The organism is Streptomyces rhizoryzae (assembly GCF_023155275.1).
GTDB classification, from domain to species: Bacteria; Actinomycetota; Actinomycetes; order Streptomycetales; family Streptomycetaceae; genus Streptomyces; species Streptomyces rhizoryzae.
Genome location: NZ_JALMUV010000030.1, coordinates 69,703 through 86,119 on the forward strand (window position 1 = coordinate 69,703; position 16,417 = coordinate 86,119).

The following is a 16,417-nucleotide window of genomic DNA, read 5'->3' on the forward strand; positions in this document are numbered from 1 at the left end:
TGCGCCCGGCCCGTTCGGACCCGCCGGGTGCCCGCCGGTCGCGTGCGGGGTGCCGGGGCGGAGCGGCCGGGCCGGGCGCGACTTTCGTCGTTGCGGGGCGCGACCAATGGCCGGTGCGGTGGTGGGCCGGGCGGCATAGCGTGGGCGCGTGATGTGTGGGGAATCCGTGGTCGTCGGTGCATCGGGTCGACGGGGGGCGGTGGCGCGGCTGGGTGCCGTGTCCCGGCGGCTGGCCGGCCCGGGCCGGGCGCTGTTCGCGCCCGGGATGTGGCCGGCCCGGCGCATCGTGGGCGAAACGCTGATCGGTGTGGTGTTCGGGCTGCTGGCGGCCGGGGGCGAGGCGCTGGGGCACGGCGGCGCCGTACGGATCGTCGCCGTCGGGCTGGCGGCCGGAGTGCTGGCTCCGCTGCGCCGGGTGGTGCCCGCGGCCGTGCTGCTGCTGACCGCGCTCGGATCCGTGCCGTTCGAGGGGCTCGGCCCGCTGCTCCTCCTCGCCGCCTGGTCAGCGGGGTGGCGGATCAGCGGGGTGGGCAGGGCCGCCGGCGTCTTCGGCCTGGTGTACGTCCTCACCCTCGGCCTGGGAGTCGTGCGGGAACTGCCCCGCCTCACCCCGTTGTACGCGGTCCTGGCCGGCCTGGGGCTGCTGGTCGCGCTCGTGGTGCCGGGTCTCGCCGGCCGCTATGGATCGCAACGCCGGACGCTGACCGACACGCTCCGGGAGTACCACGCCCAACTGCTGCGCGAGCGGGCGATGATCGCCGGGCAGGCCCGGATGCGGGAGCGCCAGCGCATCGCGCAGGACATGCACGACAGCCTCGGCCACCAGCTGGCGCTCATCTCGGTGCACACCGGCGCGCTGGAGGTGGACCGTGAGCTGACCGGGCGGCAGCGGGAGGCCGTGGGGGTGCTGCGCGCGGCGTCGGTGGCCGCGATGCACGAACTGCGCGAGGTGGTGGGGGTGCTGCGGGACGGCACCCAGGCCCTTGGCCAGGGGGCGGACACCGGGGGACGGGCGGCCGGGGAAGTGCCGGACGCCGCGGTGCCCTCGCGCGGGGTGGCCGGGATCGAGGGGCTGGTGGAGACGTCCCGGAGTGCGGGCGCGGCGGTGGAGTTGCGGCGCACGGGCGAGGTGCGTCCGCTGTCCCCGGCCGGTGAGCATACGGCGTACCGGCTCGTGCAGGAGGGGCTGACCAACGCCCACAAGCACGCTCCGGGCGCCCCGATCACCGTCGCGCTGCGGTATGAGCCGGACTCGCTGGTGGTGGAGGTCGCCAACGGCCCCGCGCGGGTGCCGGCGGACGCCCGCCGGAGCGTGGTGAGCGGAGGGCAGGGGCTCACCGGGCTCGGAGAGCGGGCCCGGCTCGTCGGGGGCATGGTGCACGCGGGCCCGGCGGCCGGGGGCGGCTTCCGGCTGGCGGGCGTGCTGCCGTACACCGCGCCGGACGGCGGTGTGCGCAGTCCCGTGCCCGGTGGTGCGGCGACGACGTTCGTCGATCCGGCGGGCGACTTTCGGGAGCAGAGCCCGGCGGGCCGCCCCGGCGAGGGTGATCCGGTCATCGACGGGATCGAATTGCCGAAGGAGCTGGTCAGGGCGATGAGCAGGAACACCAGGCGCAGTGGGGCGGCCATCGGCTGCGGAGTGGTCGCGGTGACCGGCGCGCTGCTGCTGGCCGCCGCGGTCGTCGGCGGGATCTTCCTCATGGGCGAGGCGGACAAGGCCATGATCGAGCCGGCGCAGTACGACGCGGTGCGGGTGGGCCGGCCGGAGGCCGAGGTCCGCAGGAAGCTGCCCGACGGGGACTCCGTGCTGACCGGCGACCTGGGCCGGGGGGCGCCTCCCGTGCCGGCGGGGGCGACGTGCCTCAGCCTGCATTCCACGGAGGCGGGACGCAGCTGGAGCACGTTGCCGGTCTTCCGCTTCTGCTTCAAGGGCGGCCGGCTGGTCGAGAAGAAGTCCTTCGACGTGGAGAGTTGAGGGGGCCGGCGCCGCGGGTGCGGGCGGGCGGCCCGGTCGGGGATGATGGTGCGTCCGCAGCTAGACCGTTCAAGACCGTTCAGGAGCGTCGTGATCAGGGTTCTCGTCACGGATGACGAGCCGCTCATTCGGGCGGGCATCAGGATGATCCTCTCCTCCGCCGACGACATCGACGTCGTCGCGGAGGCGGCCGACGGCCGCGAGGCGGTCGAACTGGCCCGGACCCGGCGCGTGGACGTCGTGCTGCTCGACCTCCAGATGCCGGTCATGGACGGGCTGACGGCCCTGGCCGAGCTGCACCGGACGGTCCCGGACACGCGGGTGCTCATCCTGACGACGTTCGGGGAGCAGCAGAACGTGTTGCGCGCGCTGACCGGCGGCAGTGCCGGCTTCCTGCTCAAGGACTCGGCGCCCGCGGAGCTCCTGCGCGCGGTACGGGCTGCCGCGGCCGGCGACGCGTACCTGTCGCCGGGCGCCACCCGCCACGTCGTGGACTCGTTGGCGTCCGGCCGGCACGCGCACCGCGCCGAGCAGGCCCGCCGCCGGCTCCGGACGCTCACGGACCGCGAGCGGGAGGTCCTGGCGCTGCTGGGCGAGGGGCTGTCCAACGCGGACGCCGGCCGCCGGATCCACATGAGCGAGGCCACGGTCAAGACGTACGTGAGCCGGATCCTGGCCAAGCTGGACTGCGAGAACCGGGTGCAGGCCGCCCTGCTGGCGCGGGACGCCGGCCTGACGGCCTGATGGCGGCTCACGGCTGACGGCAAGCACCCGGTGGCGCGGCGGGCAGCCCGGACGGCGGCGCCGCTCAGGGGCGGGCGTCCGCGCGCGGGCGTTCCAGGGTGAAGGTGTCCACGGGGGTCAGGTCGCCGTAGGGGCCGTCGAAGGTGTAGTAGGTGACGTGGATGCGGGTGCGGCCGGTGCGGCGGTCGCCCGGGTCGACGTCGAAGGCGGCGAAGCCGTGGGTGTGGACGCGGTCCTGGACGGCGCGCCAGGGGGCGTCCTCGGTGACGAAGACCGCCTTGCGGTGGCGGCCCTGGGTCTCCTTGGACAGGTCGACCACGACGCGCCCCTTGGGCTCCTGGAACAGGTCGTCCTGGGTGGTGGCGAAGTTGCCGCCGCCTCCGATGATCATGTGGACCGTGCCCTTGGCGGTGTCGGCGACATCGGTCCTGGTGGACACCGGGACCGGCGTACGGGCCTCGTTCGGCAGCGTGCCGCGCACCGGGAGCGAGCGCTCGTAGTAGTGCTCGTGGCCGCACAGCACCAGATCGACCCCGTACGCGTCGAAGAGCGGACCCCAGGCCGCGCGGATGCCGAGGTCGCTGCCGCTGCCGCTGCGGCTGCTGGAGATCATCGGGTGGTGCATGAAGACGACGATCCAGTCGATGCCGGCGTTGCTCCGCGCGGCCTTCAACTCCCGCTCCAGCCACCGCCGTTGCGCCCCGTCCGAATAGCCCCGGACGTAGGTGTCGCCGCTGTCCTGGATCGCCACGTCGTCGTTGGCCAGGCTGATGAAGCGGACCGAGCCCACCGTGAACGCGTACCACAGGCCCCGGGTCCCGGGATCGCCGCCCGCCGGTCCGGGCAGCGTGAAGTAGGTCTGGTAGCCGGTCAGCCCCAGCGGGCCGTTGCCCTTCTCGTTCTCGCCGTTGCCGACGCACGGCATCCACGGGCGCAGCCGCGTCGACCGGCTGTTGCCGATGAACCAGTCCGCCCAGGTCGCGACCCGGTCCTGGCCGACGACACCGGCCGCCGAGGCGTAGCACAGATCGCCGTTGACCAGGTTGAACAGCGGTCCGACCCGTTCCACCGCGGCCACGATGTCGGCGGAGGCGGGGGTGCCGGCCTGGGTGCTGGTGTAGAGCGGGAAGCGCCCCGAGGGGGACGGCGCGCCGCCTGCCGGCCAGGTGACGACCCGGCGCAGATTGGGCGCGCCCTGGTCGCCGAAGCTGGTGAACGTGAACGCGGTGCGCCCGCGCGGCGCCGTGGTGAACGCACCGGTCTCCGGCGCGGCGCCGTCGTGCCCGGCCGAGTAGAGGTAGGTGGTGTCCGGCCGCAGTCCGGTGAGGCGGGCGTGGTGGACGTAGACCTCCTCGCCGCTCAGCCCGTCGCGGTAGGTGCGGGTCTCGGCGTCGACCACGCTGCCGGTGCCGTGGTCATGGGTGCCGAAGCGCACCTGCGGGCGGCGTACGGAGCGGGGGCTGAGCCAGGACACCGTCATCTCGCCGGCGGGGTCGGCACCGAACTGGAGGTGCAGTCCGGTGACGGCGGGTGTGCCGAGGCGGCCCGGGGTGCGCGCGAGCAGGGGGAGCGGCGCGGGCCGCACCGGGCCGGCGGCCTCGGCGCGCCCCGCGGCGCCGAGGGCACCGGCGGTCACCGCCGCCGTCGAACCGGTCAGGAGGGATCTGCGTGCGATCGACATCTAACGCCCCTGGGTGAGAACGAGGTTGGTCGGATGCACCTTAGGCGGGGCCGGCCGGTCCGCGGCCCGCGGACCGCGCACCGGGTCGGGCGAAGGGGCGGGCGGCCGGGGTGCCCGCCGTCCCCCTGCCGCAGCGGCGGGCCCGGCCGCTCAGCCGAACAGCGCCGAACCGAGCGGGCGTTGCCGGTCGAAGCCGGGGAGGATCAGGAAGGTCGCGCTGGCGGTCGTGGTGGTGAAGGGCAGCAGCGCGTCGGAGGTGTCCATGTGGGCCAGGGTGGCGGTGAAGGTCCGCAGGGCGTTCTGGAAGCTGATGAAGAGCAGGCCGGGGGCGGGCTCGTCGGTGCTGTAGGAGCGGCGGAGCATGAGGCCGGCACCGACCACGGCGGGGTTCGCCCTGCGGGCGTGGGCGTCCGCGGGGACGAGGTAGCGCCCGTCCGGCGTCTTGGCGCCGAGCTGCGGGCCCGAGGCGACGGTGCCGCCGGACAGCGGCACCCCACTGGCCCGGCGGCGCCCGAAGACCGCTTCCTGCTCGGCCACGGTCAGGGCGGCGAACCGCGGCAGGTCGAGTTCCATGCGCCGCAGGACGGCGAGGGTGCCGCCGGCGACGGCGGGAGGTCCGGCCAGCCACAGGTCGCGTCGCTGTTCGGCGGCGGTGTGCGGGCCCACGATGCCGTCGATGAAACCGAGCGGATTGCGGGGCGCGGTCAGGCCGTTGCCGAGCGGCACGTGCGCACCGCGGCGTCCGGACTGCCGCCAGCGTTCGCGGACGCGGTCGCCGGCCTGGTGCAGGAGCGCGGCGGCGACGACCGGGAGGAGCAGCGGGTCGCCGGCGCAGATCTGGAACAGCAGATCGCCGCCGCGTGCCTGGGGGGCGATCCGCTCGCGGGAGAAGCGCGGGAGGTCTTCCGCACCGGGCAGCGAGGCGCCGGCCGTGCGCACCAGCCGGGGGCCCACCCCGACGGTCACCGTCACATCGCGCGGCGCCAGGCCCATCAGCCGCCGGTCGCTCCCCGCGAGGAGGGCGAGGACGGTCTCGCCCAGTTCGGCCAGGAGCGGACCGGGGGCCACGGCGGCACCGAGGTCGGCCACCACGGCGAGCAGGTGGGGCTGGGCCGGCTGCGGCAGCGTGATGCCGGCCTGGTGGCGGCCGGTCGCGGGGACCGGCAGCGGTGCGGCCGCCGCGGTGGCGGCGGGCCGGTCCGGTGGGGCGGAGTCCGATGCGCAGCCGGCGGCCAGGCCGGCGGTCACCACGGCGCCGGTGGCGTGGAGGAACGTGCGGCGCGACGGCTGGGGATCGGCTCGGTGCATGGTGTGCAGGGTGTCACACCGGAATCGTGGATACCGGTCAAACCGTCGAATCTGGCGCCTAGTTGGACGCCGTGCCAGACTGGGATCATGTCTCGATCAGCTCTTCGCGCGGTGGCGGCGGTACTGGGCACCCTGGCGCTTGTGGTCGGCTGCGGCGGTGGCGACGGAGGGTCGGGCAAGGGCCGCCGGCCGAGCGGTGCGCACGTCACGATCCGGGTCCCCGCCGATGCCCCGACGATCTCGGACGCGGTGTCCCTGGCGCACCCCGGCGACCTGGTCCTGGTCGCCCCGGGCGTCTACCACGAGTCGGTGCGGGTCGCGACGGAGCGGGTCACGCTGCGCGGGGAGGCGCGGGACACGGTCGTCATCGACGGGCGGTTGCGGCAGCCGAACGGCATCGTCGTCACGGCGCCCGGCGTGGCCGTGGAGAACCTCACCGTGCGGAACAACACGCAGAACGGGGTCCTGGTCACCGGCTCGGCGAAGGCGGCCGCCGGCCTGCCGGGCGGCAACGGCGGCTACGACACCGGCGACGAACCGGTCACCTTCCTCAAGTCGTTCCTGGTCTCCTACGTGACCGCGACCCGCAACGGCCTGTACGGCATCTACGCGTTCTCCGCGCAGAACGGCGTCATCGAGCACTCGTACACCTCGGGCGGGGCCGATTCGGGGATCTATGTCGGCCAGTGCAAGCCCTGCCGCATCGTGGTGCGGGACAACGTCGCCGAACTCAACGCGGTCGGCTACGAGGGCACGAACGCCAGCGGAGACATGTACGTGGTCGGCAACCGCCTGGTCGGCAACCGCGTCGGACTCACCACCAACTCCGACCACCAGGAGAAGCTGCTCCCGCAGCAGGGCGCCGTCCTCGCCGGCAATCTGATCGCCGCCAACCAGCAGCGGGCCACCCCGGCGCAGGCCGACGGCGGATGGGGCATCGGCGTCGGCATCGACGGGGGCAGCGACAACCGCTTCGTCCGCAACCGCATCGCCGGCAACGGCAACGCCGGACTGGTGATCACGGCGACCGCCGACATCCCCCCGGTCGGCAACCAGATCACGGACAACACCTTCACCGGGAACGGCGTCGACGTCGGCTGGACGTTCCCCGGCGCCACGCGGGGGCGGGGCAACTGCCTGCGGGGCAACGCCCTGCGGACCACCGTGCCCGCCTCGCTCGCGACCGCCGCGACCTGCCCGCGGTCGGGCCGGGCGCCGTCGGAATCGGGGAGTTGGACGCCGCCGACGGCACCCGGCGGCATCCCGTTCACCGAGGTCGCGGCGCCGGCACCGCAGCCGCAGTTCCCGCACGCCACCACCGCGGGCGCCACCGCCGTCCCGGCCGTTCCGGACCTGCCGGACACGGCAGGCATCGCGCTGCCGCCGGCGTCCCTGCTCGCCGCGCACGCGCGGGTGCAGACGTCCTGACTCCCGGCTACCGCGCCGGGGTGACGCCGGGCACGGGCACGATCGGCACGTACGCCCGGGCGTCGAAGCCGATGACCACCGGCTGCGGCTCGGAACCGACGCTGACCCGGACCCGGTACATGGTGCCGTCCGGGCCGACCCAGTAGCGCACGGTGCCCGCCGTACCGGAGCGGCCGGGCACGGACGGTCCGGTCATGACGTCCACCCGGTGCCCGTCGATCTCCTCCCGCCCCCACCACGACGCGCCGTTCTGCGCCAGCAGTTGGGCGTTGTCCGGCCGGTCGAGGCCGAGACCGAGCGCGATGGCCAGCGCGCTGTCCAGTGCGCTGCCGGCCGACTGGAGGCGGCGGCCGTACCAGCCCGAGCGGGGCGGCGACGCGGGTGCCCGGTCCGGGGCGTGCGCCATCGGGTGGACGAACACCGAGCCGGCCGTCCACTGGATCAGCCCGTCGCTGGAGGTGCCGCGCCCCGTGCCGTGCACCACGCCGTAGCCGACCTTGCCCCGGTAGTCGACGGCTCCGGTGACGGTGAGCCCGCCGGCGGTGCCCGGCACCGTGATCGTCACCGTGCGGCCGCGCGCCTGGTAGTTGCGGAAGCGCGTGATCGCCAGCCGGTTCACCTCGTCCGCCGTCAGCGCGCGCGGACCGCTGGACCCGGAGCCGCCGACGGCGATCAGGACCGCGGCCACGACGGCCCCCGCGACCGCGGCCAGGCCGATGCCGGCCACCACCCGGTGCCGCCGCAGCCACCGGCCCCACCGGCCGGCCGTACGGCCCGGTAGGGCCTGCCGGTTCCTCGCGCTCCGCGCGCGGCTGGACGCTGACACGTTGCTGCTCCACCCTCTCCTCGGCCCTCGTGGACCGGCCGTGAGACGTGAGCTGCCCGCCCGCGCCGGTCGGGCACGCGAGCAGGCAGCTCACCGTCGTGCGGATTCTTCGGTTGTATCGGTTCGGTTGGTGTTCGGTCGGTGTCCGGTGCGTTCCGTTGCCGGTTCGTTCAGTGCTTCCTGGCGAGGCGCTTCCGGCTCACGAAGGCGAGGCCCAGGCCCGCGCCCAGCAGCAGGACCACGAGGCCGATTGTCTCGGGCAGCCTGGACATACCGGTGTGGGCCAGCGATCCCGAGCTCCCCCCGTCCGGCGCCGGGTTGGCGGGCGGCGCGGGGGACGGCGGCGTGGAAGCCGGCGGCCCGCTCGGGGTCGGCGTCGGGGTCGGGGTCGGGTGCGGTGCCTTCTTCGGGATGTACACCCCGGCGTCGATGGTGTGGTCGACGCCGCCCGGCTTGTCCGGCGCGGTGACGGGCGCGTAGCCGTTGCACAGCTGACCGGTGGTCGGCGGGGTCACGTTGGAGTCGTGCGCACGGTTGGCGCCGACGCGCGGGAGGGTGAAGCGCAGCTTGCTCGCCGGGGGCCGGCCGGGCACCTTGCCGGTGTCCGCGGTACAGACGTTGAACTGCACCGTGTACTTCGCACCCGGCGTGAGCTGGTACGCGGCGCCGACACCGCCGAAGTAGTATTCCCCGGCCGCATTGGTCTTCGTCGTGGCGACCTGCTTGCCGTCCTTGTCCAGCAGGTTGATCGTCGCCCCCGGCAGCAGCACCTCCGCCGGGTCCTGGATCCCGTTGCGGTCGCCGTCGTACCACACGAGGTTGCCGATCTGGATCGGCGCGTTCGCCGCCTCGTACGCGATGTCGCCGAGCCCGCCGGCCTTGCCGAAGCCGCCTTGTCCCTGGCTGACGAACTGGTACCCGTTGGCGGTCGGCTTGTTGCCCGGCCCCTCACCGGTCGCGATGTCGTAGTACCCGGTCCCCGAGGTCGCGACGTTGACGACCGGGTCGAACTCCGTGCTGACGACCCACTGCTGCTGCGGGATGTAGGCCACCGACCCCAGCGCGGTCTCCTGGTGGGCGTTGGCGAAGAAGTCACCCGGGAAGTACTCGACGACACCGGGGTCCTGGGCGCCGTTGTTGGCGGGGGTGGCGTGGTTGGGGCAACTGCCGGTGCCTTCCCACTGGTATTCACCGGTGGGGGTGGCGCAGACCATGGTGATGTCACCACCGGACATGCCGAATTCCGCCGTGTCGGTGCCCGGGCGGGGGTCCAGCCCTCCCCAGCTGAGCACGTCCATGAACCGGTCGCGGAAGCCCAGGATCATCGAACCGTCGCGGGCGAAGGCGAGGGAGGCCAGCTCCGGCTGCGGATCGATGAAGGTGGTGCCCGACTTCCGCTCGTCCCACGTGGCCAGGCCGGTGTTCCACGGGTTCCAGTGCGTGGCCTTGTCCCCCGTCCCGAACACGCTGCCGCGTGGGTAGGTGAGCGGGTGGCTCAGCACCGTGGTGAACCGCTTGCCGTCATAGGCGTAGACGACGGCCTTCAGGTCCCCGCGCTGCTGGGTGCTCTCCGCGCTGCACACCCCGCCGACGTACAGGGTGTTGTCGTGGACGGAGAGACCGAACGGCCGCCAGTCACCGGCGCTCGCGCACTTCGGGTCCGGGATCCGCGCCGTCGCCTTGGGCGCCGAGGCGGTGGCCCCGGTCGCATCGAAGCTCACCAGGCTGCGGGTCAGCAGGTTCACCGCGTACAGCGTGGAGCCGTCCTCCGACAGCGCCAGGCCACCGATGCTCTCCTTGCCCGGTGCGTCGGTGAAGCCGGGGTCCTTGATCATGTTGGCGCTGTCGTGCGCCGTCACCGCCGCGCCCGGCACCTGCGCGAACAGGTGCGGTGCGCCCGAGCCGCTGACCGGCACCGTGTAGATCGCGCCGCCGCCCTTCGGCCCGTACGGGGCGTACCGGCGGGCGAACGCGCTCTGGAACAGCCGGCTCCGGTGCTTGTCGTACGCCAGCCCGAACGTCGTGCCCACCTGCTCCTGGGTGGCCAGTGTGGTGGGGCACGCCGCATCGGTGGGACACGTGCCGCGGGCCTTCGTCCCGAACGCCACCAGCGCCCGGGTGTCCTTCCCGTTGGCGCCGTTGTGGACCGGTACGAAATACCGGGAGTCCGGCAAGGCGTAGTCGGCCGGGTCCCACACCCCCGTCACCACCGAGGCGTTCTTCCCGTCCGAGACATCCACGAAGGACGTGAAGCTGTCGAAGTGGTTGTCCGCCGTCGACGCCGGTGCCGCCCGCAGGTACCTGCTGTACGGGGCCGGGACGCTGACGTCGACGCGGTACCGGCCGCCGCTCAGCGCCGCCGGCCGTGCCACCACGACCTTTCCGGTGGCATCCGTGACGCCGGTGACCACGTGCCCGGCGGGGTCGGAGACCTCCACCTTCATGCCCCGCTGCGGCACGTCCATCGTCGTGTTGATCACGCCGGTACCGAAGAAATCGCGCAGCACCTGAACCGTCAGGGTGCCGTCAGCGGTCGAAGCGGCGGCCGGTCCGGCCGCCGCTCCCATGGCGCCGCCTGCCAGGAGAACCACCGATAACCCGATGCGCGCCAGCGGCGCCGCGAGCCTCCGGGCCGGCCGGCCCGAGTCTCTGCTGACTTGGTTCATGGCATCACACTCCACACTTCTTCTTCTCTTCCGGGCGGGGAAACCAAGGACTTACTTCTCGCTGCACGTCCCATTCGCGGCCCCGGGCACGGACTCCGCGGAAAGGGAAAAGGGCCCGCGGCCGCTGAGCGGACCGCCGGGTGATGAGCGTTCGAGGAGGTGGCGGACGATTTCCGGGGACCGCGGACAAGGAAAAGCAAAAGCAAACACACGTTCACCGTCTCGGGTGGGACTGCCGTGCATGGTGTGTTCTTGCGTTTCGCCCACGGCACCCTCGCCCCCCACCGCCGACCGCCATTGCGGGCAGCGCGCGACATTCTATGCGCTGAAGTGGCGGCGTCACCAGCAGAACTCCGGTGCCCGCACCGGCACTTGCGAAAGCCCCGGGCTCCCGGGAAAAAGCCGCCGGACCGGCGGGTGCCCGGCGCCGCGGTACCGCCCCCGACCCGTTCCCGATCTTCCGCACAGCGGGTTTGCGCTCGCCGGAAGGCGGGGTGAGTATTTTTCTAGGGCGGGGTGACCGGGGCAATTCCCGTCGGAGCCCTCGGATGCGCACCGCGACCTGAGGGTCGCGGCGGCCACCGGGAGGCGCGGTCACCGCCCGGAGCGGCGCTGTGCCGGAGACGACCGGCCGGGCGACCGCGCAACGCGACCGAGCGGCCGCCCAGCGGCGGTGCCGTCCGGGCGACGGGTGGACTGGCCAGTTCGGCCGGCAGATCGGAAGGAGTCCGCCCATGCGGATCGTCGTGGACCTGAACCGATGCCAGGGATACGGCCAGTGCGTGTATCTGGCGCACGAGGTCTTCAGGCTGAGCGGTCAGGAGGCCCTCACCTACGAACCGAACCCCGACGAAGAGCAGCGCCTGCACGTGGAGCGCGCCGCTGCGGCCTGCCCGGTGCAGGCGATCGTCCTCGACCGCTTGGACGGCACGGAGGGGAGCACGACGCCATGACCCTGCCGGCAACGGTCGCGGAGCTGGTGCGCGAGTTCAGGGCCAGCGGCCGGATCGTGATCGTCGGGGCGTCCCTGGCCGGGCTGCGGGCCGCGGAAGCCCTGCGCGAGGCGGGCTTCACCGGCTCCCTGACCGTCATCGGGGACGAGCCGTACGAGCCCTACGACCGCCCCCCGCTCTCCAAGCAGGTGCTCAAGGGCTGGGTGGCGGCCGACCACACCAAGCTGCCCCGGATGCGGGAAGTGGACGCGGAATGGCGGCTCGGGGTGGCCGCCACCGGGCTGGACCGGGCCGCCAAGCAGGTGTGCCTGGCCGACGGCGAGCGGGTCCCGTACGACCGGCTGCTGATCGCCACCGGCACCCGTGCGCGGCAGTGGCCGAACGCGGCCGAGGCGGCCCTGCACGGGGTCCACACGATCCGCTCGCGCGAGGACGCCGCCGCGTTGCAGAAGGAGCTGGCCGCGTCGCCGTCGCGGGTCCTGGTCATCGGCGCCGGGTTCATCGGCTCGGAAGTGGCCTCGGTCTGCCGCGAACTCGGACTCCCGGTGACGGTCGTCGAGCGGGGTGCGGCGCCGCTGGTCGGCGCGCTCGGCGGGGTCATCGGGGAGATCGCCGCGCAGCTGCAACGCGATCACGGCGTGGACCTGCGCTGCGGCCTGGGGGTCTCGTCCCTGGAGGGCGACTCCGGCGGGCACGTGCGGCAGGCCCGGCTCTCGGACGGCTCCACCGTCGACGCCGACGTGGTGGTGGCCTCGCTGGGGTCGATCCGCAACGTGGAATGGCTGGAGGGCTCCGGGCTGGCGTCCGGATTCTGGGGCCTGGGGTGCGACGCCGGCGGCCGTGCCTTCGACATCAACGGCGTCGTCACCGACAGCGTCTACGTCGCGGGTGACGTCGCGCGCGCCCCGCACGTGCTGTACGAGTACCAGTTCCTGGCGATGGAGCACTGGGACAACGCGGTGCTCGGCGCCGAGGTCGCGGCCCACAACATGGTCAACCTCGAACCCCGCTACCGCCCGCACCTGCTGCTGCCCGGCTTCTGGTCCGGCCAGTTCGGCGTCAACATCAAGTCCGTCGGCGTACCGCCCTTCGGAGACGAGATCGTCTTCACCCAGGGGTCCGTCGCGGAGCGCCGGTTCGCCGCCGCTTATGGCCGGCGGGGCCGCATCGTCGCGGCCGTCGCCTTCGACCACGGCAAGTGGCTGGAGTACTACGGACAGCTGATCGAGCGCTCCGGTCCGTTCCCGCCCCCGCCGCCGGGCTGGGACCAGCCGTCCGACAGCAAGCCGATGCCGGCGGAGTTCCCGGCGCGCGGCGCCCCCGGGGCCGCCCCCGACGTCGTCCTGACCGGCCACGACCCGAGCGAGCGGACGGCGGAGTTCCGGCCCCGGCGCCGCTGACCCGCCCGCCGCGCCGAGCAGGTGGGCGGACCGCACCGAGCACCGACAGGAAGAAGGAGGGGAGCCTCGTGGTCGAGGAAACCCCCTGGCAGCAGGCCCTCCGCTACGCGAACCGCGCCAATCCGTACCCGTTCTACGAGGAACTGCGCAAGACACCGGTGGCGCGGCAGCCGGACGGCACGTACGTCGTCAGCACCTACCGGGAGATCGTCGCGCTGCTGCACGACCCGCGGGTCAGCTCGGATCCGAAGAAGTGCCCGGCCCCGGGCGCGGCCCGGACGCAGGGCTCGGGGGAGCCGGCGGCCGAACCGATCCGCCAGGTGCTGACCGAGCCGAACATCATCATCTCCGATCCGCCCGAGCACGACCGGGACCGCCGGGCGATGATGCCGCACTTCGTCGGCCCGCCCCCGGCCCCGCGGTGGATCTCCGACCTGGAGCCCGAGATCCGCCGCATCGTCGGCGGCCTCCTGGACGCCATGCAGGGCAAGAGCCGGATCGACGCCGTCGACGCCTTCGCCTACCCCCTGCCGGTGACGGTGATCTGCAAGGTCCTGGGCGTACCGCTGGAGGACGAGCCGCGCTTCCACCGCTGGATCGAGACCGCCCTGGACGCCCTGGACTTCGGCCCCGAGGCCGCCTCCGAGGAGATCCAGAGCCGGCAGGCCGAGGGACGGCAGGCCGTGCAGGAGTTCGGGCGGTTCGCGGCCGAACTGCTCGACGGGTACGCCCGGCAGCCCGGCCCCGGCATGCTCTCGGCCCTGATGAACGCGGACGGCCAGGACGCACGGATGTCCAAGGGCGTGCTCGCGAGCAACGCCCTGCTGCTGATCTTCGCGGGGCACGAGACCACGGTCAACCTCATCGCGCACAGCGTGCTGACCCTGCTGCGCCACCCCGACGCGCTGGAGCAGCTGCGCCGCCGGCCCGAACTCATCGTGCCGGGCGTGGAGGAGCTGCTGCGCTTCGAGTCGTCCGTGCAGTTCTGGCACACCCGCTCGGCCCTGGAGGACATCGACATCGCCGGCACCACCATCCCGAAGGGCGCGCCGATCTTCCTGGTGTACGGCTCGGCGAACCGCGATCCGGAACGGTTCACCCACCCCGACACACTCGACCTCGAACGCCGCGACAACCAGCACCTCGGCTTCAGCCAGGGCATCCACTTCTGCTTCGGGGCTCCGCTGGCGCGGCTGGAGGTCCAGGTCGCGGTCGGCGAGTTCGTCCGCCGGGTGCGCGGCCCCCGGCTCGTCGAGGACCCGCCGCCCTACCGGCACAACCAGATCTTCCGCGGGCCGCGGCACGTCCTGGTCGACATCGACGGCATCAGCGCCTGACCCGGCGCGCGCCGGGGAGCGCCGAGCGGACGCCGCAGCGGCCCGGGGGCCGTGCCCCGCGGGCCGCTGCCGCACCGCGCGCCGTGGGACCTGAGGGGCGGCCGCCCGGCGCCTCACACCCGGTCCGCGACGATCAGCAGGTACTGGAAGCTGCCGTTGCGGTACGCCTGGAGGAAGGTGTCCTCGATACCGGTGACCAGGTGCTCGGCCTCCCGGCGCAGTTCCCAGTACGGCAGCGCGGCCTCGGTGAGGTCCTCGACGTGCACCGGAACGAGCCGGTGGGCGGCCATGGCGCGGAAGTACGCCGAGCGGGGATGGATGTCGCAGATGTAGTGGGCGTTGATGAGCGACACCTCGCGGGAGGCCCGCCCGTAGGCGTCGTTGTAGCAGCCGGTGATCGTGACGTAGCGGCCGCCGCGCCGCAGGAGCCGGGAGTGCTCCGCGAAGAGCAGGTCCAGCTCGACGTACATGGTCGACTCGTTGTTCCAGGACGCCGCGTACGCGCCGGTGGTGAAGCCGGTGTCGAGCATGTTGCGGTGGTGGTAGCGCACCTTGGTGTCGATCCCGCGCCGGCGGGCCTGCTCGTTGGCGAAGTCGGCCTGCTTGGCGGAGATGGTGACGCCGTCGGCGCGGCAGCCGTAGCGCAGGTGCGCCACGACGCTGCCGCCGCCGCGCCCGCAGCCGGCGTCGAAGACCCGGTCGGCGGGGGAGAGGTCGCCGAGGTGGGAGGCGAGGAGCTCGGCCTGGGCGTGTTCCAGCCGGTGCAGTTCACCGGTGATCCGCTCGCGGCGCCGGCCGGGGTCCGGCTCGTTCAGCACCGATCGGTCGGCGTCACCGATGCCGTAGTGGTGGTGGTACAGGTCGTCGATCCGGCCGAGCTCCAGATTGACCGGGTTCTCCTCGGCGTTCCAGTAGTCCGCGACCCGGGACTGGTACGTGGTCTGGGCGGGCAGTGCGGTGCGGGCGGTGTCGGGATGGGTGAGGGTCACCGTGAACTCCTTGCGGTGGTGCGCTGATCGGTCTACCAGTAGTGGGGCAGGTGGTAGCGGTGGGTGTTCGTGGCGTGCCACTCGTGGTTGCCGGCGACCCAGTCGGACAGGCCGCGCAGGTACCGTTCGAGGAGCGGGGAGGTGGCGGCCAGCAGGGCCGACTCGGCCTCGAACGCCGCCATGACCTCGTTGTGCAGGTCCACGCTCTTCAGGTAGGCGGCCTTCAGACCGCACTGGTCGTTGGCGGCCACCACCTGCGGCAGGTTCAAGTGGTCGGGGTCGCTGGCCAGTTCCTTGGTGAAGGAGTACAGGTCGTTGACGAGGGTCGTGGCGTTGCAGGCCAGCGCCGTGACCCGCTGGACCTCCGGCCGGGCGTAGAGCGCTTCGGGCAGTTCGTAGCCGTCCACCGCGTCGATGATCGACAGGCACGGGCGGAAGTTGTTGAACTGCCGCATGACCAGGTACTCCCAGACCTGCGGCATGTGCCGGGTCTCCGCCCAGGACGCCTCGGCGAGGTAGCCCAGGTGCAGGCGCGCCATGTCGTGGACGAACCGGACCACCTGGCTGGCCGTGGCCAGTGCCGCGTAGTCCTTCATCGCCGCGTGGTACGCGCGCAGGGGGCCGTCGGCCCGCATCCCGCGCCGCCACTCCTCCTCCGGGCCCGCGGGGCCGTGGAACGGGTCGAGGGCGGACTGGGCCAGGATCAGGCGGCCGCCCAGATCCCGCCGCGCGGCGCCGCGCCCTTCGTCCTCCTCGCAGTAGCAGCTGTCGACGATGTTCTCCGCCAGCAGGAACTTGCCGGCCGTGGTGAGGCGTTCGAGGTCGGCCGCGCCGGGATGCTGGAGGACGACGGCCCGACCGCACTGGAACTGGGCGAAGTCCCCGCTCCACTGCGGCGGGAAGAGGTCCAGCCGGCGCGCCCAGGACTCCAGCCTGCGGTCGATCTCCGCGGCCTTCTCCGGGTCGGCGGGGACGGCGGGGCGGTACGTCAGCCCGGGCACGGCCCCGCCGCGGCGGCCCCGGGCCCGGCCGGGGGGAGGGGGCGGGCCCGGCAGCGGGGAGCCGGCGGCGGTGCGGGGTGATGCGCTCATGGTGTCGGTACTCCACGCG

12 protein-coding genes are annotated in these 16,417 nt (G+C 73.3%); 6 read left to right on the forward strand and 6 right to left on the reverse strand.

Annotated elements, in window-relative coordinates:
• The first annotated feature begins 265 nt into the window (after positions 1 to 265).
• Together MUU72_RS22770 and MUU72_RS22775 are read left to right on the forward strand one after the other, a co-directional pair.
• Positions 266 to 1,975, forward strand: a complete 1,710-nt coding sequence (locus tag MUU72_RS22770; protein ID WP_248015239.1) for a sensor histidine kinase — start codon at positions 266 to 268, stop codon at positions 1,973 to 1,975.
• A 90-nt stretch (positions 1,976 to 2,065) separates the two neighbouring features.
• Positions 2,066 to 2,719 (forward strand): response regulator transcription factor, encoded by a 654-nt coding sequence (locus MUU72_RS22775; RefSeq protein WP_248015218.1) that lies wholly within the window; start codon positions 2,066 to 2,068, stop codon positions 2,717 to 2,719.
• A 64-nt stretch (positions 2,720 to 2,783) separates the two neighbouring features.
• On the opposite strand, the gene MUU72_RS22780 is transcribed toward MUU72_RS22775, so the two are convergent.
• On the reverse strand, positions 2,784 to 4,400 hold the full coding sequence (locus tag MUU72_RS22780; protein ID WP_248015219.1) for a purple acid phosphatase family protein: 1,617 nt from the start codon (positions 4,398 to 4,400) through the stop codon (positions 2,784 to 2,786).
• Between the two features lie 150 nt (positions 4,401 to 4,550).
• A complete protein-coding gene (locus tag MUU72_RS22785) occupies positions 4,551 to 5,708 on the reverse strand; it encodes a Dyp-type peroxidase (RefSeq protein WP_248015220.1) in 1,158 nt (385 codons plus the stop codon).
• An 87-nt stretch (positions 5,709 to 5,795) separates the two neighbouring features.
• Between MUU72_RS22785 and MUU72_RS22790 the strand changes: the two genes are divergently transcribed.
• Positions 5,796 to 7,136, forward strand: a complete 1,341-nt coding sequence (locus MUU72_RS22790; protein WP_248015221.1) for a right-handed parallel beta-helix repeat-containing protein — start codon at positions 5,796 to 5,798, stop codon at positions 7,134 to 7,136.
• Between the two features lie 7 nt (positions 7,137 to 7,143).
• Here MUU72_RS22790 and MUU72_RS22795 read toward each other — a convergent pair whose 3' ends face one another.
• Together MUU72_RS22795 and MUU72_RS22800 are read right to left on the reverse strand one after the other, a co-directional pair.
• The gene (locus MUU72_RS22795) at positions 7,144 to 7,824 is read right to left on the reverse strand and encodes a hypothetical protein (protein WP_248015240.1); all 681 of its coding nucleotides are present in this window, start codon (positions 7,822 to 7,824) and stop codon (positions 7,144 to 7,146) included.
• Positions 7,825 to 8,132: 308 nt separating this feature from the next.
• Entirely contained in the window at positions 8,133 to 10,529 is a 2,397-nt protein-coding gene (locus MUU72_RS22800; protein WP_248015241.1) for an SdrD B-like domain-containing protein, read from the reverse strand.
• An 833-nt stretch (positions 10,530 to 11,362) separates the two neighbouring features.
• Between MUU72_RS22800 and MUU72_RS22805 the strand changes: the two genes are divergently transcribed.
• The 3 genes from MUU72_RS22805 to MUU72_RS22815 all read left to right on the forward strand — a co-directional run bounded on the left by MUU72_RS22805 (position 11,363) and on the right by MUU72_RS22815 (position 14,318).
• Positions 11,363 to 11,581: a ferredoxin gene (locus tag MUU72_RS22805; protein ID WP_248015222.1), complete on the forward strand. Its 219-nt coding sequence runs from the start codon at positions 11,363 to 11,365 to the stop codon at positions 11,579 to 11,581.
• Positions 11,578 to 12,981: an NAD(P)/FAD-dependent oxidoreductase gene (locus MUU72_RS22810; protein WP_248015223.1), complete on the forward strand. Its 1,404-nt coding sequence runs from the start codon at positions 11,578 to 11,580 to the stop codon at positions 12,979 to 12,981. Before MUU72_RS22805 ends, MUU72_RS22810 begins: the two co-directional genes overlap by 4 nt.
• Positions 12,982 to 13,049: 68 nt before the next feature.
• A complete protein-coding gene (locus MUU72_RS22815; RefSeq protein WP_248015224.1) occupies positions 13,050 to 14,318 on the forward strand; it encodes a cytochrome P450 in 1,269 nt (422 codons plus the stop codon).
• A gap of 113 nt (positions 14,319 to 14,431) precedes the next feature.
• Here the strand turns inward: MUU72_RS22815 and MUU72_RS22820 are convergent, their stop codons facing one another.
• Entirely contained in the window at positions 14,432 to 15,307 is an 876-nt protein-coding gene (locus MUU72_RS22820) for a geranyl diphosphate 2-C-methyltransferase (RefSeq protein ID WP_248015225.1), read from the reverse strand.
• 32 nt (positions 15,308 to 15,339) lie between these two features.
• Positions 15,340 to 16,398: a family 2 encapsulin nanocompartment cargo protein terpene cyclase gene (locus MUU72_RS22825; protein WP_248015226.1), complete on the reverse strand. Its 1,059-nt coding sequence runs from the start codon at positions 16,396 to 16,398 to the stop codon at positions 15,340 to 15,342.
• Positions 16,399 to 16,417: the final 19 nt, after the last annotated feature.

Excerpts from the sequence above, each read along its gene's own strand:
- MUU72_RS22770 (WP_248015239.1), top strand. The coding sequence starts at position 266 with ATGTGGCCGGCCCGGCGCATCGTGGGCGAAACGCTGATCGGTGTGGTG.
- MUU72_RS22780 (WP_248015219.1), bottom strand. The coding sequence starts at position 4,400 with ATGTCGATCGCACGCAGATCCCTCCTGACCGGTTCGACGGCGGCGGTG.
- MUU72_RS22785 (WP_248015220.1), bottom strand. The coding sequence starts at position 5,708 with ATGCACCGAGCCGATCCCCAGCCGTCGCGCCGCACGTTCCTCCACGCC.
- MUU72_RS22790 (WP_248015221.1), top strand. The coding sequence starts at position 5,796 with ATGTCTCGATCAGCTCTTCGCGCGGTGGCGGCGGTACTGGGCACCCTG.
- MUU72_RS22800 (WP_248015241.1), bottom strand. The coding sequence starts at position 10,529 with ATGGGAGCGGCGGCCGGACCGGCCGCCGCTTCGACCGCTGACGGCACC.
- MUU72_RS22805 (WP_248015222.1), top strand. The coding sequence starts at position 11,363 with ATGCGGATCGTCGTGGACCTGAACCGATGCCAGGGATACGGCCAGTGC.
- MUU72_RS22810 (WP_248015223.1), top strand. The coding sequence starts at position 11,578 with ATGACCCTGCCGGCAACGGTCGCGGAGCTGGTGCGCGAGTTCAGGGCC.
- MUU72_RS22825 (WP_248015226.1), bottom strand. The coding sequence starts at position 16,398 with ATGAGCGCATCACCCCGCACCGCCGCCGGCTCCCCGCTGCCGGGCCCG.